12 protein-coding genes and 1 pseudogene are annotated in these 15,819 nt (G+C 73.5%); 6 read left to right on the top strand and 7 right to left on the bottom strand.

Annotation, left to right across the window (positions count from 1 at the left end; all coding sequences use genetic code 11):
- The first annotated feature begins 37 nt into the window (after positions 1-37).
- Entirely contained in the window at positions 38-1,531 is a 1,494-nt protein-coding gene (locus tag ACIQMV_RS28515) for a hypothetical protein (protein ID WP_402596222.1), read from the top strand.
- Between the two features lie 21 nt (positions 1,532-1,552).
- Here the strand turns inward: ACIQMV_RS28515 and ACIQMV_RS28510 are convergent, their stop codons facing one another.
- Positions 1,553-3,007 carry a PP2C family protein-serine/threonine phosphatase gene (locus ACIQMV_RS28510; protein WP_402596221.1) on the bottom strand — a complete coding sequence of 485 codons (1,455 nt, stop codon included), beginning with the start codon at positions 3,005-3,007 and terminating at the stop codon, positions 1,553-1,555.
- Between the two features lie 417 nt (positions 3,008-3,424).
- Here ACIQMV_RS28510 and ACIQMV_RS28505 point away from each other — a divergent pair, with 417 nt between their 5' ends.
- Positions 3,425-3,838 (top strand): SsgA family sporulation/cell division regulator, encoded by a 414-nt coding sequence (locus ACIQMV_RS28505; RefSeq protein WP_402596220.1) that lies wholly within the window; start codon positions 3,425-3,427, stop codon positions 3,836-3,838.
- An 83-nt stretch (positions 3,839-3,921) separates the two neighbouring features.
- On the opposite strand, the gene ACIQMV_RS28500 is transcribed toward ACIQMV_RS28505, so the two are convergent.
- The gene (locus tag ACIQMV_RS28500; RefSeq protein ID WP_141364355.1) at positions 3,922-5,022 is read right to left on the bottom strand and encodes a chemotaxis protein; all 1,101 of its coding nucleotides are present in this window, start codon (positions 5,020-5,022) and stop codon (positions 3,922-3,924) included.
- 436 nt (positions 5,023-5,458) lie between these two features.
- Between ACIQMV_RS28500 and asnB the strand changes: the two genes are divergently transcribed.
- Complete coding sequence (gene asnB / locus ACIQMV_RS28495) at positions 5,459-7,303, top strand: asparagine synthase (glutamine-hydrolyzing) (protein ID WP_402596219.1); 1,845 nt, start codon at positions 5,459-5,461, stop codon at positions 7,301-7,303.
- 6 nt (positions 7,304-7,309) lie between these two features.
- On the opposite strand, the gene ACIQMV_RS28490 is transcribed toward asnB, so the two are convergent.
- Entirely contained in the window at positions 7,310-8,917 is a 1,608-nt protein-coding gene (locus ACIQMV_RS28490; protein ID WP_402596245.1) for an alpha/beta fold hydrolase, read from the bottom strand.
- 264 nt (positions 8,918-9,181) lie between these two features.
- On the opposite strand from ACIQMV_RS28490, the gene ACIQMV_RS28485 reads away from it, so the two are divergent.
- Together ACIQMV_RS28485 and ACIQMV_RS28480 are read left to right on the top strand one after the other, a co-directional pair.
- Positions 9,182-9,841: a chaplin family protein gene (locus ACIQMV_RS28485; RefSeq protein WP_402596218.1), complete on the top strand. Its 660-nt coding sequence runs from the start codon at positions 9,182-9,184 to the stop codon at positions 9,839-9,841.
- A 131-nt stretch (positions 9,842-9,972) separates the two neighbouring features.
- Positions 9,973-10,749, top strand: a complete 777-nt coding sequence (locus tag ACIQMV_RS28480) for a GNAT family N-acetyltransferase (protein WP_402596217.1) — start codon at positions 9,973-9,975, stop codon at positions 10,747-10,749.
- Positions 10,750-10,780: 31 nt separating this feature from the next.
- Here the strand turns inward: ACIQMV_RS28480 and ACIQMV_RS28475 are convergent, their stop codons facing one another.
- A complete protein-coding gene (locus ACIQMV_RS28475; RefSeq protein WP_141364363.1) occupies positions 10,781-11,047 on the bottom strand; it encodes a GlsB/YeaQ/YmgE family stress response membrane protein in 267 nt (88 codons plus the stop codon).
- Positions 11,048-11,234: 187 nt separating this feature from the next.
- On the opposite strand from ACIQMV_RS28475, the pseudogene ACIQMV_RS28470 reads away from it, so the two are divergent.
- A pseudogene (locus ACIQMV_RS28470) lies at positions 11,235-11,822 on the top strand (SRPBCC family protein); the annotation flags it as partial.
- 20 nt (positions 11,823-11,842) lie between these two features.
- Here the strand turns inward: ACIQMV_RS28470 and ACIQMV_RS28465 are convergent.
- The 3 genes from ACIQMV_RS28465 to ACIQMV_RS28455 all read right to left on the bottom strand — a co-directional run bounded on the left by ACIQMV_RS28465 (position 11,843) and on the right by ACIQMV_RS28455 (position 15,683).
- Positions 11,843-12,451, bottom strand: a complete 609-nt coding sequence (locus tag ACIQMV_RS28465) for a sigma-70 family RNA polymerase sigma factor (protein ID WP_402596216.1) — start codon at positions 12,449-12,451, stop codon at positions 11,843-11,845.
- A gap of 232 nt (positions 12,452-12,683) precedes the next feature.
- Complete coding sequence (locus ACIQMV_RS28460; protein ID WP_402596215.1) at positions 12,684-14,057, bottom strand: cryptochrome/photolyase family protein; 1,374 nt, start codon at positions 14,055-14,057, stop codon at positions 12,684-12,686.
- Positions 14,058-14,150: 93 nt separating this feature from the next.
- Positions 14,151-15,683 (bottom strand): SDR family oxidoreductase, encoded by a 1,533-nt coding sequence (locus tag ACIQMV_RS28455; protein WP_402596214.1) that lies wholly within the window; start codon positions 15,681-15,683, stop codon positions 14,151-14,153.
- Positions 15,684-15,819: the final 136 nt, after the last annotated feature.

The raw sequence follows: 15,819 nt of genomic DNA, 5'->3' as shown, positions 1-15,819 counted from the left end.
TCTACTGTCAACTCAGCCGAGTACCTGGGGGCTTGACGTGACAGGACAACCCAACACCCGTCTCGCGGACCTGTTCGGCCTGGCCGGCTGGTCCAAAGGGGAACTCGCGAGGCTGGTCAACCGGCAGGCGGCGGCCATGGGCCACCCCCAGCTGGCGACCGACACCTCTCGGGTGCGGCGCTGGATCGACATGGGAGAGATCCCGCGCGATCCCGTACCGCGGGTGCTGGCGGCCCTGTTCACCGAGCGTCTCGGCCGTGTCGTGACCATCGAGGACCTCGGTCTGGTACGGCACGGGCGTACAGGGAATCGGCAGGGCGACGGGAGTGCGGAACATCCCGACGGAGTGCCGTGGGCGCCCGAGCGGACCGCCGCGGTCCTCACCGAATTCACGGGAATGGACCTCATGCTCAACCGACGCGGCTTGGTGGGCGCGGGCGCCGCGCTCGCCGCGGGCTCCGCACTCAGCAGCGCCATGCACGACTGGCTGCAATCCGATCCGACACTCAAGACCGAAACCCCCGCCCTCGACCATCCCCTGCACGCCGACCCCGCTGGGTTCGACCGCTACGACGCCGCCCCCATCGGGTCGCAGGAGATCGAGGAACTCGAACGCTCGGTGGAGGTGTTCCGAGCCTGGGACGCCGCCCGCGGCGGCGGACTGCAACGCAAGGCGGTGGTCGGCCAGCTCAACGAGGTGGGCGGCATGCTCGCCTACCGCCACCCACCCCATCTCCAGCGGCGCCTGTGGGGCGTCGCCGCCAACCTCTCGGTCCTCGCCGGCTGGATGTCCCACGACGTCGGCCTGGAACCCACCGCCCAGAAGTACTTCGTCATCGCCGCCCACGCCGCCAGGGAGGGCGGCGACCGGCCGCGCGCCGGGGAGGCGCTGTCCCGCGCGGCGCGCCAGATGGTGCACCTGGGCCGGCCCGACGACGCGCTGGACCTGATGAAGCTCGCCCACTCCGGCGCGGGCGACCGCCTCCAGCCGCGCACCAAGGCGATGTTCCACACCATCGAGGCGTGGGCGCAGGCCTCGATGGGCAAGGGCCAGGCGATGCGCCGCACCCTCGGACAGGCGGAGGACCTCTTCGTCTCGGACACCGGCAACGCGGAGCCGCTCGACTGGATGCAGACCTTCAAGGACGAGGATCTGTACGGCATGACGGCGCTCGCGTACCGCACGCTGGCGGAGCACGACCCGAACGCGGCCGCGCACGCCCAGCACTACGCGGAGAAGGCCCTGGCCCTGCGCGTCGACGGACGCGAGCGGTCGAAGATCTTCGACCATCTGTCCATGGCCTCCGCCTGCTTCATCGCGGACGACCCCGAGCAGGCGGACCGGTACGCACGGCTGGCTCTGATGGCGATGGGATCGAACTCCTCCCGCCGCACCTGGGACCGGCTGCGCGAGATGTACCGGCTCACCGCCGAGTACGCCACCTATCCGAAGGTCGGCGAGTTGCGGGAGGAGATCCGGTTGGCCCTTCCCAAGCCGAAGGGCAGGAACACCGGCAGCGCACCGGCGTAGGGTCCCGGTTCCGTACGCGGGCTACGACGTCACTCGGGCGATCAGCACGCAGGCGTCGTCCTCGCGCCCGGTTCCGCCGAACTCCTCCACGACCGTCCGTACGCACTCCTGCGCGCGGCGCGCCGCGGCGAACCGCGGGGCCAGGTCGAGCAGACGGTGTGCGGTGGCCGTGCGTCCCTCGGTCTCGGCTGCGCTGGAGCGCGCAGACTCCCGTCGCGGCACCAGTCCGTCGGTGTGCAGCAGGAGCAGGTCGCCCGTCTCCAGGGTCTCCTCGGCCTGCCCGTAGGAGGCTCCCGGAGCGGCGCCGAGCAGGACGCCGTCCGGGGCGTCCAGGATCCGCCCCGTCCCGCCGCGGAACAGCAGCGGGGCGGGGTGTCCTGCCCGCGCCCAGGTCAGGGTGCGGGTGGCGGGCCGGTAACGGCAGCAGACGGCGCTGCCCAGAGCCGGCTGCACGGTGGCGTCCAGCAGTTGGTCGAGCCAGGTCATCAGCTGGCCCGGCCGGGCCCCCGCCATCGCCATGCCGCGCAGGGCACCCAGCAGCAGCGCCGTGCCCGAGGCCACCCCCGGCCCGCGGCCGGTGAGTCCGCCGACGCTGAGCAGGGTGTCGCCGTCGGACAGCTCCAGCGCGTCGTACCAGTCGGCCCCGATCGGCGTGCCGGTCGAGGACGGCAGGTGGTGGGCGGCCAGGTCGAGCCTCGGGCGGCCCCGGCGCGGGAGCCGCAGGGAGCCGCGCCACGGGGGGAGCGCGGCTTCCTGCGGCTCGACCGCGAGCCGGTGCTCTGGCTGCGTGCGACGCCGGTGGCGGTGCAGCGAGTCACGGGTCTCGCGCACCGCCGACTGACTGAGCCGCAGTTCGCTGACGTCCCGCAGCACCGCCCACATCGAGGTGGTGCCGCCGTCGGCGTCGAGCACGGGCTCGCCCATCATGTGCACCGCGCGGACGGCTCCGTCGGGCCGCACGATGCGGAACTCCCCGTCGATCGGCCTGGCGTCGACCAGGCAGTCGGTGACCATGGCGGTCAGCCGGGGCCGGTCCTCCTCCAGCACCACGGAGGGCAGCTCGTCGAGGGTGAGCGGGGGAACGGCGGGGTCGCGGCCGAGGATCAGGAACAGCTCGCCCGACCAGGCGGCCTCGTCCGTCAGCAGGTTCCACTCGGCGCTGCCGACCCGGCTGAGCAGCGGACCGCGCGACGGGACGGCCGGTGTGCCGGGTTCGGCCGCCGGTGCCGCGGGCACCGGTGGCGGGCCGTCCCGTAACTGCGCCAGGTGTTCGTCCAGATCGTTGAGTTGGCGCAGCGCCAGATCGCACAGCGCACGCTCCCACCGGCCCCGCGGATCCGAGGCGTCGCCCCCCGCGTCCCGCCGTACGGCGTCCACCTCGCCCCTGAGCCGGCGCGCCTGTGAGATGAGCGCGTCGACCGGCCCGCCCCTTGGTGGCTGGGCGGGGGAGCGGTCCGCGGACACGTGGGGCGGCATGGCGCACTCCGATACGGGGACGGTACGGCCGAGGCGGTGGGAGGGACCGCTATGACTGTTGCACAGCCGACGGCGCCCCGTAAGGCATTTGGCAAGACGCGATGCGAGGGTGCACCTGGCATATGCCACAGTCTTCCCGTGGCGACTGACCGGCACTTTCGGCGTAGCCGCCCCGGTGGCCAAGACGTAGACGACGTACGTGATTTGGCGGTCGTCCGGAGGTGGTACCCGGACGTCCAAGCGTGTGTTCTACGGTCGTGTGTTCCCTCCCGGTCGACCGCCCGAGGTCGATCGTCGAAGGAGTGACGCAGGTCACATGGATTGGTGGGGGGTCATGCGTAATGCGAACGGCCCCTTCGGGCTCCTAAGGACAACGGCACAACCGGCCGACCTGACGACCCGCAGGGGAGACCGATCATGGACACCACTCTCGAGCAGCCCGCCCGCGCCCGCCTGATCACCGCGGACGGGCGGGAACTCCCCGTGCCCGCCACCCTGCGCTACGTCTCCACCGACCCGCTGGCCGTGCACGTGGACTTCCCGCCCGAGGCCTCCCTCGACGGCGCGGCGGTCTCGTGGACCTTCGCCCGTGCCCTGCTGGAGGAAGGACTCGAAGGACAGGCCGGGGCCGGGGACGTGCACCTGTGGCCGTGCGGAGGGGCCCGTACGGTGCTGGAACTGCACTCGCCCTCCGGCCTGGCCCTGCTCCAGTTCGAGACCCCGGCGCTGCGCCGCTTCCTGCTGCGCAGCTACGCGGTGGTCGCAGCCGGCCAGGAGGACCTCGCCACGGCCGTCGACCGCGGTCTGAGCACCCTCTTCGGCACGGTCTGACCCGGCGGCCCCGCCGCGCCGGGCGCCGCCGGGCCTCCCCGGAGGGGCCCCGGTGCCCGGCACGGCCGTGCCCGCGTCCGGCGTCAGTAGCGCAGCACTCCGGCGATCCCCTGCGCGTCGCCCAGGGTGCCGTCGGGGACGAAGCGCACGTCGGCGCCCGTCTCCAGGCACTGCTCGACGATCTCGTCCACGATGTCCTCGCGGGCGCCCGGCTCCTCGCTCTCCGCCGGAACCAGATGGCCGCCGGCGGAGTCGCGCACCGTCACGCGGTAGTTCTCCTCGACGGCCAGCAGCCGGATCCGGCCCTCCCGCGCGGTCTGCCAGACCTCGTCGACACCGGCCGCGTACTCCTTGCGCCCACGGGCCCCCTCCAGTTCCCGGGCCACCGCCTCTGTGTCGCCCCGCGTCTCCTCGCCGTGCACGGGCCCGATGGCCCGCCAGACGGCCTCGGGGGTGGCGTGCGCCAGGCCGCCGTGCTGGACGGGCACCGCGCACTTGGCGACGCTGCCGACCTCCTCCAGGGCGGACAGCGCGGCCGGCTCGCCCGTGATGTACAGCCGGCGCGGATGCTCCCGCAGGACCGCGCTCATCGCGCTGTCCGCCTCCCGCAGGAACTGGCGGGTGCTCTGGTCCCGGAACGTGCTCGGCGCGTCGCCGATCTGCATCCGGCGTTCGGCGTCGAAGTTCTCGACGAGTTTCCTGGTCAGCGGGAAGCCGCCGGTGTGGTCCTCCGTGACGCGGTCGACGCCGCCGGTCCACAGCGTCACGCGGTCCGCGGAGACGGACAGTATCCAGAACGGGCGCTCGGCGGTCCGCGCGGAGACCAGGTTGCGGGTCAGGAAGGTGTCCGAGAGGACCACGCGCTCCGGGACGGTACGGGACAGTGACCACACCTGGTGCTCGCCCGGGGCCGCGAAGATCGCCAGTCCGTCCTCGGCGTACGTCAGGTCCACCTCGGCGAGGGCCTGGTCGAGCTGCCGGACGACGTCGTTGCGCTGCTCCCGGGTGACCTGAGGGTTGGTCTCCAGCTGCCGCTTGGCCTCGGCCACGACGTTGCGCAGCCGGACCGGATCCTGCGCGTTGTCGGGCTCGCGGCGGTGTGTCGGCGTCAGCACCGACACCGCCGGGTAGGGGCGCGGACGCCGCAGCTCGGTGAGGATCGAGGGACTCAGCTCGTGCTCCATGACAGCACGATAGGTCCGATTCGCACTTCAGGCATTCGGGGCAACTCGGCTCGCGCGCGGGGTCTTTCGATGGTAGGGCGCCGGAGGCGCCGCAGGGCCCGCGGCGTGCCCCGCCCGAGGCCGTCCGGCATGTGGGCCGCCCGGGCCGGCGCCGCCCCGTTCGCGCGCATTGGAGAAGTCTTTGCCCTTGGCCGGTTCCCGGTGCTCCGCCCCTGGTGCGAGGCCCCTTCCGTGATGTTCCGGGAGCACAGTGCGGCCGGAACGAGCGGGTCACGGTGGCAACCGGGTGACGGCCGCGTTGACCGCCACCGCCCCGGTGGCACACGCTCGTCATATAGATGCTCGATGCAACTGGTTCGCCCGGGCGTCGGGCGCTCACCCGGCTCGGTGCCGGTGAGCGATCCCTTCCGGCGGGCCGGAGGACAGGAGGTAGCGGATGTGCGGCATCACCGGCTGGGTCTCCTACGACCGCGATCTGCGCGCCGAGGCCGCGACCCTGCGAGCCATGACCGAGACGATGGCCTGCCGCGGCCCCGACGACCGCGGCACCTGGACCGAGGGACCGGCGGCTCTCGGGCACCGCAGGCTCGCGATCATCGACCTGCCCGGCGGCCGGCAGCCCATGACCGCCGGTACCCCCGACGGCACGGTGGCGCTCGTCTACTCCGGCGAGGCCTACAACTTCACCGAGCTGCGCGCCGAACTGGCCGCGCGCGGCCACCGCTTCACCACCGACTCCGACACCGAGGTCGTCCTGCGCGGCTACCTGGAGTGGGGCGACGCCGTCGCCGAGCGCCTCAACGGCATGTACGCCTTCGCGATCTGGGACGGCCGCCACGACGAACTCGTCATGATCCGCGACCGGATGGGCATCAAGCCCTTCTACTACCACCCCACCCCCGACGGCGTCCTCTTCGGCTCCGAGCCCAAGGCCGTCCTCGCCAACCCCATGGTCCGACCCCGGGTCACCCTGGACGGCCTGCGCGAGCTGTTCACCTTCGTCAAGACCCCGGGCCACGCCGTCTGGGACGGCATGCGCGAGGTCGAGCCCGGAACCGTCGTCACCGTCGGCCGCACCGGCCTGCGCACCCGCGTCTACTGGCGGCTGCGGACCCTGCCCCACCCCGACGACCGCGACACCACCGTCGCCACGGTGCGCACCCTGCTGGACGACATCGTGCGCCGCCAGCTCGTGGCCGACGTACCCCGCTGCACCCTGCTCTCCGGCGGCCTGGACTCCTCCGCCATGACCGCGCTGGCCGCCCGCCGCCTGGCCGAGCAGGGCGAGAAGGTGCGCAGCTTCGCCGTCGACTTCGTCGGACAGAGCGACCACTTCGTCGCGGACGACCTGCGCGCCACCCCCGACACGCCGTTCGTGCACGACGTGGCGCGCGCCGCCGACACCGACCACCAGGACATCGTGCTCGACGCGCACACCCTCGCCGACCCGGAGATCCGCCGGAAGGTGGTCCACGCCCGCGACCTGCCGATGGGCTTCGGCGACATGGACTCCTCCCTGTACCTGCTGTTCCGCAGCATCCGGGACCACTCCACCGTCGCCCTGTCCGGCGAGTCCGCCGACGAGGTCTTCGGCGGCTACCAGCACTTCTTCGACGAGGAGGCGCGCCGCGCCGACACCTTCCCCTGGCTGGTGCGCTTCCAGCGCGACTTCGGCGACGACGCCGGTGTCCTGCGCCCCGACCTCGCCCGGGCCCTCGACCTGCCCGCCTACGTCGCCGACGGCTACCGCACCGCCATCGCCGCCGTCAGCCGCCTCGACGGCGAGAGCGACTTCGAGTTCCGGATGCGGCAGATCTGCCACCTCCACCTGACCCGCTTCGTCCGGGCCCTGCTCGACCGCAAGGACCGGATGAGCATGGCGGTCGGCCTGGAGGTCCGCGTCCCCTACTGCGACCACCGCCTGGTCGAGTACGTCTACAACGCGCCCTGGGCCCTGAAGTCCTTCGACGGCCGGGAGAAGAGCCTGCTGCGGGAGGCGACCGCGGACCTGCTGCCCAAGTCCGTCTACGACAGGGTCAAGAGCCCCTACCCGTCCACCCAGGACCCCAAGTACGCCCTCGCCCTCCAGGATCATGCCAAGGACCTGCTCGGCCGGCCGGGGCACCCGGTCTTCGACCTCGTGGATCAGGAAAGGCTGCGCCGCCTCGCGCACAGCGACACCCCCCTCGGCGGCAACCAGGCGGCGCGACGCGGCCTGGAGCGGACCCTCGACCTGGCCGTCTGGCTGGACCTGTACCAGCCCCGGATCGTCACCGGCTGAGCCCGGTCAGCCGCTCGCGTCCGGCTCCCGGTCCGCGCCGCACGAGCTGCCGTCGGCCGGCAGGGAGCCGTACAGCAGGAAGTCGTTCACCTTCTTGTGCACGCACCGGGAGGACAGGTACCCGGTGTGCCCGTCGGCCCGGTTGTCGAGCACCACGGCGGACGGGCCGAGCCGCCGTGCCGTCTCCAGCGTCCAGCGGTACGGGGTCGCCGGGTCGCCGCGGGTACCGACCAGCAGCATCCTCGCCGTGTCGACGTTCTTCACCTTCTCGCGGATGAAGGCGGTGCCCTTGGGACGGCCGTAGCACATCAGGAGCTCGTTCAGCCGGGCGCGGCCGAAGACCGGCGAGGCCTGCTCGTACTCGGCGCTCAGCCGGCCGAGGTCCCTGGTGAGCTGCGCGGCACCGGGCCGGTCGGGATCGTCGGCGCAGTTGACCGCCATGGTCGCGGCGGGCTGGTTGTCCGGCGGTATCCCGGCGGAGCCGACCAGACCACCGTCCGCCGGACGCGGCGCGCTCCGCCGTCCCGGCAGGGTGCCGCCCCCCAGGGTGAAGGCCTCGATGCCGTGCGTGTCGCCGTCCTCCACCAGGGAGTCCATCGCCCGTTCCAGGGTGGGCCACAACCGCCTGCTGTAGAGGGCCTGCCCGACCGCCCGGGCGAGGTCCTGGCCCGACAGCCGGCCGCCGAACCCGTTCGGCACCGGGTTCGCGTCGAGGGAGCGGACGAGCTGGACCATCTGGTCACCGGCCGCGCGGCGGTCGTCGCCCAGCGGGCAGGCGAGGTCCTGTACGCACCAGTCGAGGAAGTCGTCGAGCGCCGTCTGCTGCGCCTCGGCGGCGACCAGCCCCTGCTCCGCCAGTGGCTCGGTCAGGGTGTCGACCCCGTCGAGGGCCATCCTGCCGACCTTGCCGGGGAACAGCGCCGAGTACACCGCGCCGAGCCGGGTCCCGTAGGAGAAGCCCAGGTAGTCGAGCCGGTCGTCGCCGAGCGCCTGACGGATCACGTCCAGGTCCCGGGCCGCGTCGACGGTGCCCATGTGCGCCTGGACCGGGCCCGAGCGCCGGGCACACTCGGCGGCCATCCGCTGCCACGCCGTGATTTTCTCGCGGGCGGCCTTCGGGTCGCCGAGGTTCGCGTTCCCGCCGGTCGTCCGTGCGGCCCGGTCGTCCGTGCCCAGGCCGCAGCCGACCGGAGAGGACCTGCCGACGCCCCGCGGGTCGAACGCGACCACGTCGTAACCGTTGGTCAGGTCCATGAACCGTCTGCCGTCGGTGGTCAGTCCGGGCACGCCCGCGACGCCGGGGCCGCCGAAGTCGAGCAGCACCGAGCCCCGGGAGGGGCCGGTGGCCCGGTAGCGGGCCAGGGCGAGGTCGAGGGTGCCGGCGCCGGGGTGCGCGTAGTCGAGGGGCACGGTGACCTTGCCGCACTGCAGGTCCGGCGGGGCGCCCGCCTCGCACGCCGACCACGTCACCTTCTGGCGGTAGAACCGGCTCAGGCCACCTGGCGTGTCGCTGCCGGCCCCCGCGGGCAGTCCCGCGCCGAGGACGACGAGGGTGACGGCCCCGACGCACGCGCCGCGCCGGGCCGTGCGCCGCGTCGGCAGTTTGGCCGGCATGGACGCCTCCAGCAACGCTCCGCCGCGGACCGGGAACAGGCCTTCGCCCACCCTAGGCGGCCCCTCCGAACGCCGCCTCCCGGCGGCCGGCCGCACGGTCGCCGCACCGGGACCCGCCGCCCGGCGCCGGCGGCTTCGTGCATCGTTCGATAACAGGCCCCCCGATGGGGTGAAAGGACGACAGGCCATAACCCCGAATCCTTCACCAGCGTTTTACGGGGTGCGGGTGAGCGCCCGCGACCATGTCTGGAAGGCAGGGAACCTATGAAACGGGTCACCCGGAACAGTGTGATCGCCGTGGCCGCCGCCTCCGGTGCGATGGCGATGGCCATGCCGGTGTCCGCCTTCGCGGCGGACGGCGCCGCGGCGGAGGGTGTCGCGGCCGGCTCACCCGGTGTGCTCTCCGGCAACACCATCCAGCTGCCGGTGGACGTTCCGGTGAACGTGTGCGGGAACACCGTGGACGTGGTGGGGCTTCTCAACCCCGCGGCGGGCAACCGGTGCGCCAACGCGTCCGACGGGGACCGGACGCCGGCAGCCGACGGTGCGGCGGCACAGGCGAGCACAGAGGATTCCCCGGGTGTGGTCTCCGGCAACACCATCCAGCTGCCCGTGCACGTTCCGGTGAATGTCACCGGCAACAGCGTGAACGTGGGGGGCATCGGCAACGCGGCCTCCGGCAACACGTCGACGAACACCCCGGGGCACCACGTCGCCCCGACGCCCGCGCCGCCCGTGCGGTCCGAGCCGCAGCAGCAGCCGAGGCCCGTGACCGACATCGAGCCCGCGGCCGTGCCCCAGGCGCAGGCGACGCTCGCCCACACCGGCGCGGATCAGACCGTGCCGGTGGTGGCCGCGGGGGCGGCCCTGGTGCTCGGCGGAGCCGTCCTGTATCGGCGTCTCCGGCCCGGCGCGTACCGCTGAAGCGGCCCGCGACCGCGGCGCAGGCCCACCGGACCTGGCCGGTGGGCCTCCGCCCGGTGCGGCCCCCGGGGCGCGGGTCCCGCACCGAAAACCTGTTGCCGTGGACGTCCGCGGTCTGTTCCAGTCGGGGTATGGATCACGCTGCGGTACTCGCCCTGTACGACCGGGACCTGCGCGAGGGCGCTCGCCCCGACGGCCCCGGCATGCGCGTGGAGCGCGCCGGGAAGGTGGTGCGCCAGGTCGGCTCGGAGCAGGACTGGAACGGCGTGCTGTGGTCGGACCTCGACGCGGCCTCCGTGGACGCCGCGATCGCCGAGCAGACGGCCCGCTACGGTGAGTCCGGCCTCGCCTTCGAGTGGAAGGTGTACGGGCACGATTGCCCCGCGGACCTCGGGCGGCGTCTGCTGGCCGCCGGCTTCGCCCCCGAGCCGCGGGAGACGCTGATGGTCGGCGAGATCGCCGATCTGCACCTCGACGGCGAGCCGCCCGAGGGCGTTCGCCTGCGCACGGTCACCGACGAGGCGGGTGTCGACCTGCTGGTCGGCGTGCACGAGCAGGCGTTCGGTACGGACGGCTCCCGTCTGCGCCACCGCCTCCTCGACCGGCTCGCCGCCGAGCCGGACACGCTCGTCGCCGTCGTCGCCCTCGCCGGTGACGTGCCGGTGAGCGCGGCGCGCATGGAGCTGGTGCCCGGGACACCGTTCGCGGGCCTGTGGGGCGGCGGTACCGCGGAGGGCTGGCGGGGCCGCGGCATCTATCGCGCCCTCGTCGCCCACCGCGCCCGTGCCGCCGCCGACCGCGGCTACCGCTACCTCCAGGTCGACGCCTCCAGCCAGAGCCGCCCCATCCTCGAACGCCTCGGCTTCGTCGCGCTGACCACCACGACGCCGTACGTGTACGAGCCGTGAGCCGTCTCCCGGTCCGAGCGGGGTCGCCGGCTCAGCGGTGACCCGCCTTCGCCCGGTCCAGCGCGGTGACACCCACCGCGGCGAGGGCGATCTGGATGAGCCACTCGATCCAGTCGACCCCCTTGGTGTCGGCGACACCGAGCGCGGAGGCGATCGCCGCGCCGACCAGGGCGGCCACGATGCCGATGAGGATCGTCCAGAGAACGCCTATGTGCTGGCGGCCGGGAACGACGAGCCGTCCCAGGACACCGATGATCAAGCCGATGACGATGGCACTGATGATGCCCGTGATCTCCATCTTCCGCCCCTCTGCTTCGTGACCCCCGCGCCCTTCGAATGCCCGCTGGAACCGGAGCCACACCGATCGGTTCCACCGCCCCGGCTTGACGTGCAGGTGACTGCCTGCGCAACTGGAGTGGGGGATCACGCGGGTGACTCGGGGATGGACAGGGTCTCCAAGGCACTCGCCGACGAGACCCGCAGGGGGGCGGGAGAAGCTGCACTACCTCGATCCGGTCCCGCTCCACGGGATCCAGGAGCGGTGGATCGACAAGTTCGAGCGCCCGCGTCCGAGGGTGTTGGGCGCCGTGAAGCGATGAGCCGAGGAAGCCATGGCCGACCCGCCGAGCTATGTGTACGTCATCTATATGGAGAGCACGCCCGAAACGGCCTGGGACGCCCTCACGGACGCCGATCTGACCGCCGTGTACTGGGGCCACAGCAATGTCTCGGACTGGCGGCCCGGCTCCCGCTGGGAGCATGTCCGCACCGACGGTTCGGGCGTCGCCGACGTGGTCGGCACGGTGGTCGAGGCCGACCGCCCCACCCGCCTGGTGACGACCTGGGCCGCGCCCGAGGACGCGGAGCGGCCGGACAGGCACTCCCGGGTCACCTTCGACATCCGGCCGCACGGGGACATCGTCCGCCTCACCGTCACCCACGAGGACCTCAACGACGAGGGCGAACTCGCCGACGTCTCGGGCGGCTGGCCGGCGGTCCTGTCCAATCTCAAGTCCCTCGTGGAGACCGGCAGTCCGCTTCCCCAGGACCCCTGGCTGGTGCCCGGTCACTGACCCGGGGAGAGCCGGTCCGCTCACTTGCGGACCGGACCGGACTTCTCGCACCGTTCGTGCATCGCATGCCGGTCCTCACCGCACGCCTGCTGCTCCAGGCGGCGGCGCAACTGGTGCAGGCCCCGGCGGGCGTGACTCTTGACGGTGCCCAGCGGCCAGCCCGTGCGCGCCGCGATCTGCGTCTGGGTCAGGTCCTCGAAGAAGGCCAGGCGCAGCACGCGCCGCTGAGCGGTCGGGAGTCGGTCCAGCTCGTACCGGACCAGCACGCGGTCCAGGGCGGCCTCCGGCCGGCCGCAGGACGGATCGGCGGTGCCCAGGGCCGCCCCGGCGGCCGCGACCAGCTCCCCGCGACGGGTCCGGGCGGACAGCGCGTCGGCGATCCTGCGCCGGGTGATGCCGACGATCCACCCGGCGAGCGGGCCGCGTTCGGGCCGGTAGCCGTGCCTGCCCCGCCAGACACCGAGGAAGACCTGCTGGGTCACGTCCTCCGCCTCCTTGGGGTCCCCCAGGGACCGCCAGGCCAGCGTGTGGACCAGGGCCGACCAGCGGTGGTAGGCGGCGGCCAGGCAGGCGTCGTCGCCCGCCACCAGGCCGCGCGCGAGCTCCTCGTCGGGCTCCCGCGCGGACACTTCCGCGAGACGGTCCGCAGCGCAAGGGCAAGGGCAAGGGCAAGCGGAAGCCGACGCGGCAGCGGCAGCGGGACGCGCGGTGCCGGTCGGGACGGAGGTCGGATGCGGTGTCATGACGACGGCTCCTGTGACGGTTCCCGGGGCTCGCCCCCGTGCCGCCATCGTGTGATCCCCGGCGCGTCGTTCTCAACTTGCATCGATGCTGCGTCGTTTTCGGGGGGCCCGCGGATCCTCACTCGCGTCCGCGGGCACGCTTGAAGCGGGCCAGCCCCTCGGACAGTTCCACGACCGGGTCCGGGTAGTCGAGGGCGGCCCGCGCCGGACCCCGGAGCTTCCACGGCTCGTGCACGGCCGGCCCGTCCAGTCCGGCGAGTTCGGGAACCCAGCGGCGTACGTACGTGCCGTCGGGGTCGTACCGCTTGGCCTGGGTGACGGGGTTGAGCACCCGGCTGGGCCGGGTGTCCGTGCCGGTGCCCGCCATCCACTGCCAGTTGAGCTGGTTGTTGGCGATGTCGCCGTCGACCAGGTACCGCAGGAAGTGCCGCGCGCCCACCCGCCAGTCGACGTACAGGGTCTTGGTGAGGAAGCTCGCGGTCAGCAGGCGGCCCCGGTTGTGCATCCAGCCCTCGTGCAGCAGCTGGCGCATGGCCGCGTCGACGATCGGGTAGCCGGTGCGGCCCTCCCGCCACGCCTCGACGTCCTCGCGCGCGGACCGCTCGGACCGCCACCGGTCGTGCTTCGTGCGGTAGTCGGCGCTCGCCGCGGCGGGCCGCGCCGCCAGCACCTGGCGGTGGAAGTCGCGCCAGGCGACCTGCCGTACGAAGGCCTCCGCGCCCGGACCGCCCGCGCCGCGCGCCCGCTGCACGAGCTCGACCGGGGAGAGGGTGCCGAAATGCAGGTGCGGGGAGAGCCGGGACGTGGCGTCGCCGGCCAGGTCGTCGTGGCGCTCCTCGTAGGCGCCGACGCCGGAGCGCAGCCAGGCCGCCAACCGCTTGCGGCCCTCCGCCTCGCCGCCCGGCGCCAGTCCCGCCGACAGGTCCGCGGCGGCCGGCCGGGAAGGCAGCTCCTCGGAGGCGACGCCGTCCGGCACGCGGACGGTGCGGGGGGCGCCGAGCGGAGCGCGCAGGCGCTGTGCCGACCACTGCCGGAAGTAGGGAGTGAAGACGGCGAAGTGGTCCGAGGAGGACGGTGTCAGCGCGCCGGGCGTGACCGCCGTGGTCACTGTGTCGTGCACGTGCAGCCGGCGTCCGTCCGCCTCCAACGCGCGCCGCAGGCGCTCCTCGCGGCGGTGGGCGAAGCCGCTGACGTCGGACGCCATGTGGACCTCGTCGGCGTCCGCCTCGCGGGCCACCTCGCACACCTGGTCCACGAGGTCGCCGCCGCGGACGACCAGCCGGCCGCCGCGCCGGCGCAGTTCCGCGTCGAGGCCGTGGAGGCAGTCGGCGAGGAACGCCAGCCGGTTCGGGGCGGCGAAGCCGGCCGCGTCCACGGCCCGGTCGCGGACGAACAGCGGGACGACGTGCCGGGAGCCGTCGAGGGCGGCGCGCAGCGGCGGGTGGTCGTGCACCCGCAGGTCGGCGGTGAACAGGACGACCGAGACGTTCATGTGGGGTCTCCGTGGAGGGGACGGGAAGGCCGGACGGATCGCTCCGGATCGCTCGGATCGTTTCGGGCGCGGGGCGTCCGGCGGATGCGGGGGTCAGCGCACGGAGGTGCGTTCCCCCGCCCGGGTGAGCCGGGCCTGCTCGGCCGCCGCGCCGGCGATGTTGCGGGCCATCCCGCCGAACACGAGCGCGTGGAAGGGCGAGACACTCCACCAGTAGGCGTGCCCCAGCAGCCCGTGCGGATAGAACACCGCGCGCTGGCGGTACAGCGTGCGGCCCCGGGCGTCGGTGCCGACGCCCATCTCCAGCCAGGCCAGCCCCGGCAGCCGCATCTCGGCCCGCAGCCGGAGCAGCCGTCCCGGCTCGATCTCCTCCACGCGCCAGAAGTCGAGCGAGTCCCCGGCCCGCAGCCGCTGCGCGTCACGGCGGCCGCGGCGCAGCCCGACACCGCCCGCCAGCCGGTCGAGGCCGCCGCGCAGTGCCCAGGCGAGGGGGAAGGAGTACCAGCCGTGGTCGCCGCCGATGCCCTCGACGACCCGCCACAGGGCCTCGGGCGGGGCGTCCACCGTGCGTTCCCGCCGGTCCGTGTAGAGACTGCCGCCGGCCCAGTCGGGGTCGGTGGGCAGGGGATCGCTGGGCGCGCCGGGCACCGAGGCGGACGACCACCGGGTCGTCACCTGCGCGTCGCGGACCCGGCGCAGGGCCAGCCGCACCGCCTCGTCGAAGCCGATCGGATGCCCGGGAGGGTCGGGCACGTACCGCAGGATGTCGTGTTCGCGGCAGACCACCTCGTGGCGCAGCGACTCGGCGAGCGGCCGCGCGATGGCCGCCGGTACGGGGGTGACCAGGCCGATCCAGTGACTGGACAGACGGGGGGTGAGCACCGGGACGGGGACGATGACCCGGCGGGGCAGGCCCGCCACCGCCGCGTACCGCAGCATCATGTCCCGGTACGTCAGGACGTCCGGCCCGCCGATGTCGAAGGCCCGGTTCACGTCGGCGGGCATCCGCGCGCTGCCCACCAGGATGCGCAGCACGTCGCGCACGGCGATCGGCTGGATGCGGGTGCCCACCCAGCTGGGGGTGACCATCACGGGCAGGCGCTCGGTGAGGTAGCGCAGCATCTCGAAGGAGGCGGAGCCGGAGCCGATGATGACGGCGGCGCGCAGGACGGTGGTCGGCACACCCGAGGCCAGCAGGATGCGGCCGACCTCCGCACGGGAGCGCAGATGCGGGGACAGCTCCCGCCGCGGCACGCCCGTGGGGGTCAGGCCGCCGAGGTAGACGACGCGCCGCACGCCCGCGGCCCGGGCCCGTTCCCCGAAGACACGCGCGGCCCGGCGGTCGGTCTCCTCGAAGTTCTTGCCGGTGCCGAGGGCGTGCACCAGGTAGTAGGCGACGTCGACGTCCCGCAGGGCCGCGGCGACCGACTCCGGGTCGGTGACGTCCCCGCGCACCACCTCCGTGCGAGCCGCCCACGGATGGTCGCGCAGCTTGCCGGGGGAGCGGGCCAGGCAGCGCACCCGGTGGCCGGCGTCGAGCAGCTCGGGGACCAGCCGGCCGCCGATGTACCCCGTGGCGCCCGTCACCAGGCAGCGCGGCCCGTCGCCCGTGTCCTCACCGTTCATCGGTCTCCGTCCCTCGTGTGTCAGTGCCTTGTGACGCTCCGGATCACCTCCACATGACTTCCACCGGGACGGCTCTCGCGGATGCGTGTCCGGTGCTTTCCGTGGGCCGATCGCGTGGCCGGGGCTGCCGCACCGC

Source organism: Streptomyces sp. NPDC091412 (genome assembly GCF_044756885.1).
Taxonomy (GTDB): domain Bacteria; phylum Actinomycetota; class Actinomycetes; order Streptomycetales; family Streptomycetaceae; genus Streptomyces.
Note: the sequence above shows the minus strand (reverse complement) of the source record. Positions and strands in the feature narration are given on the sequence as shown.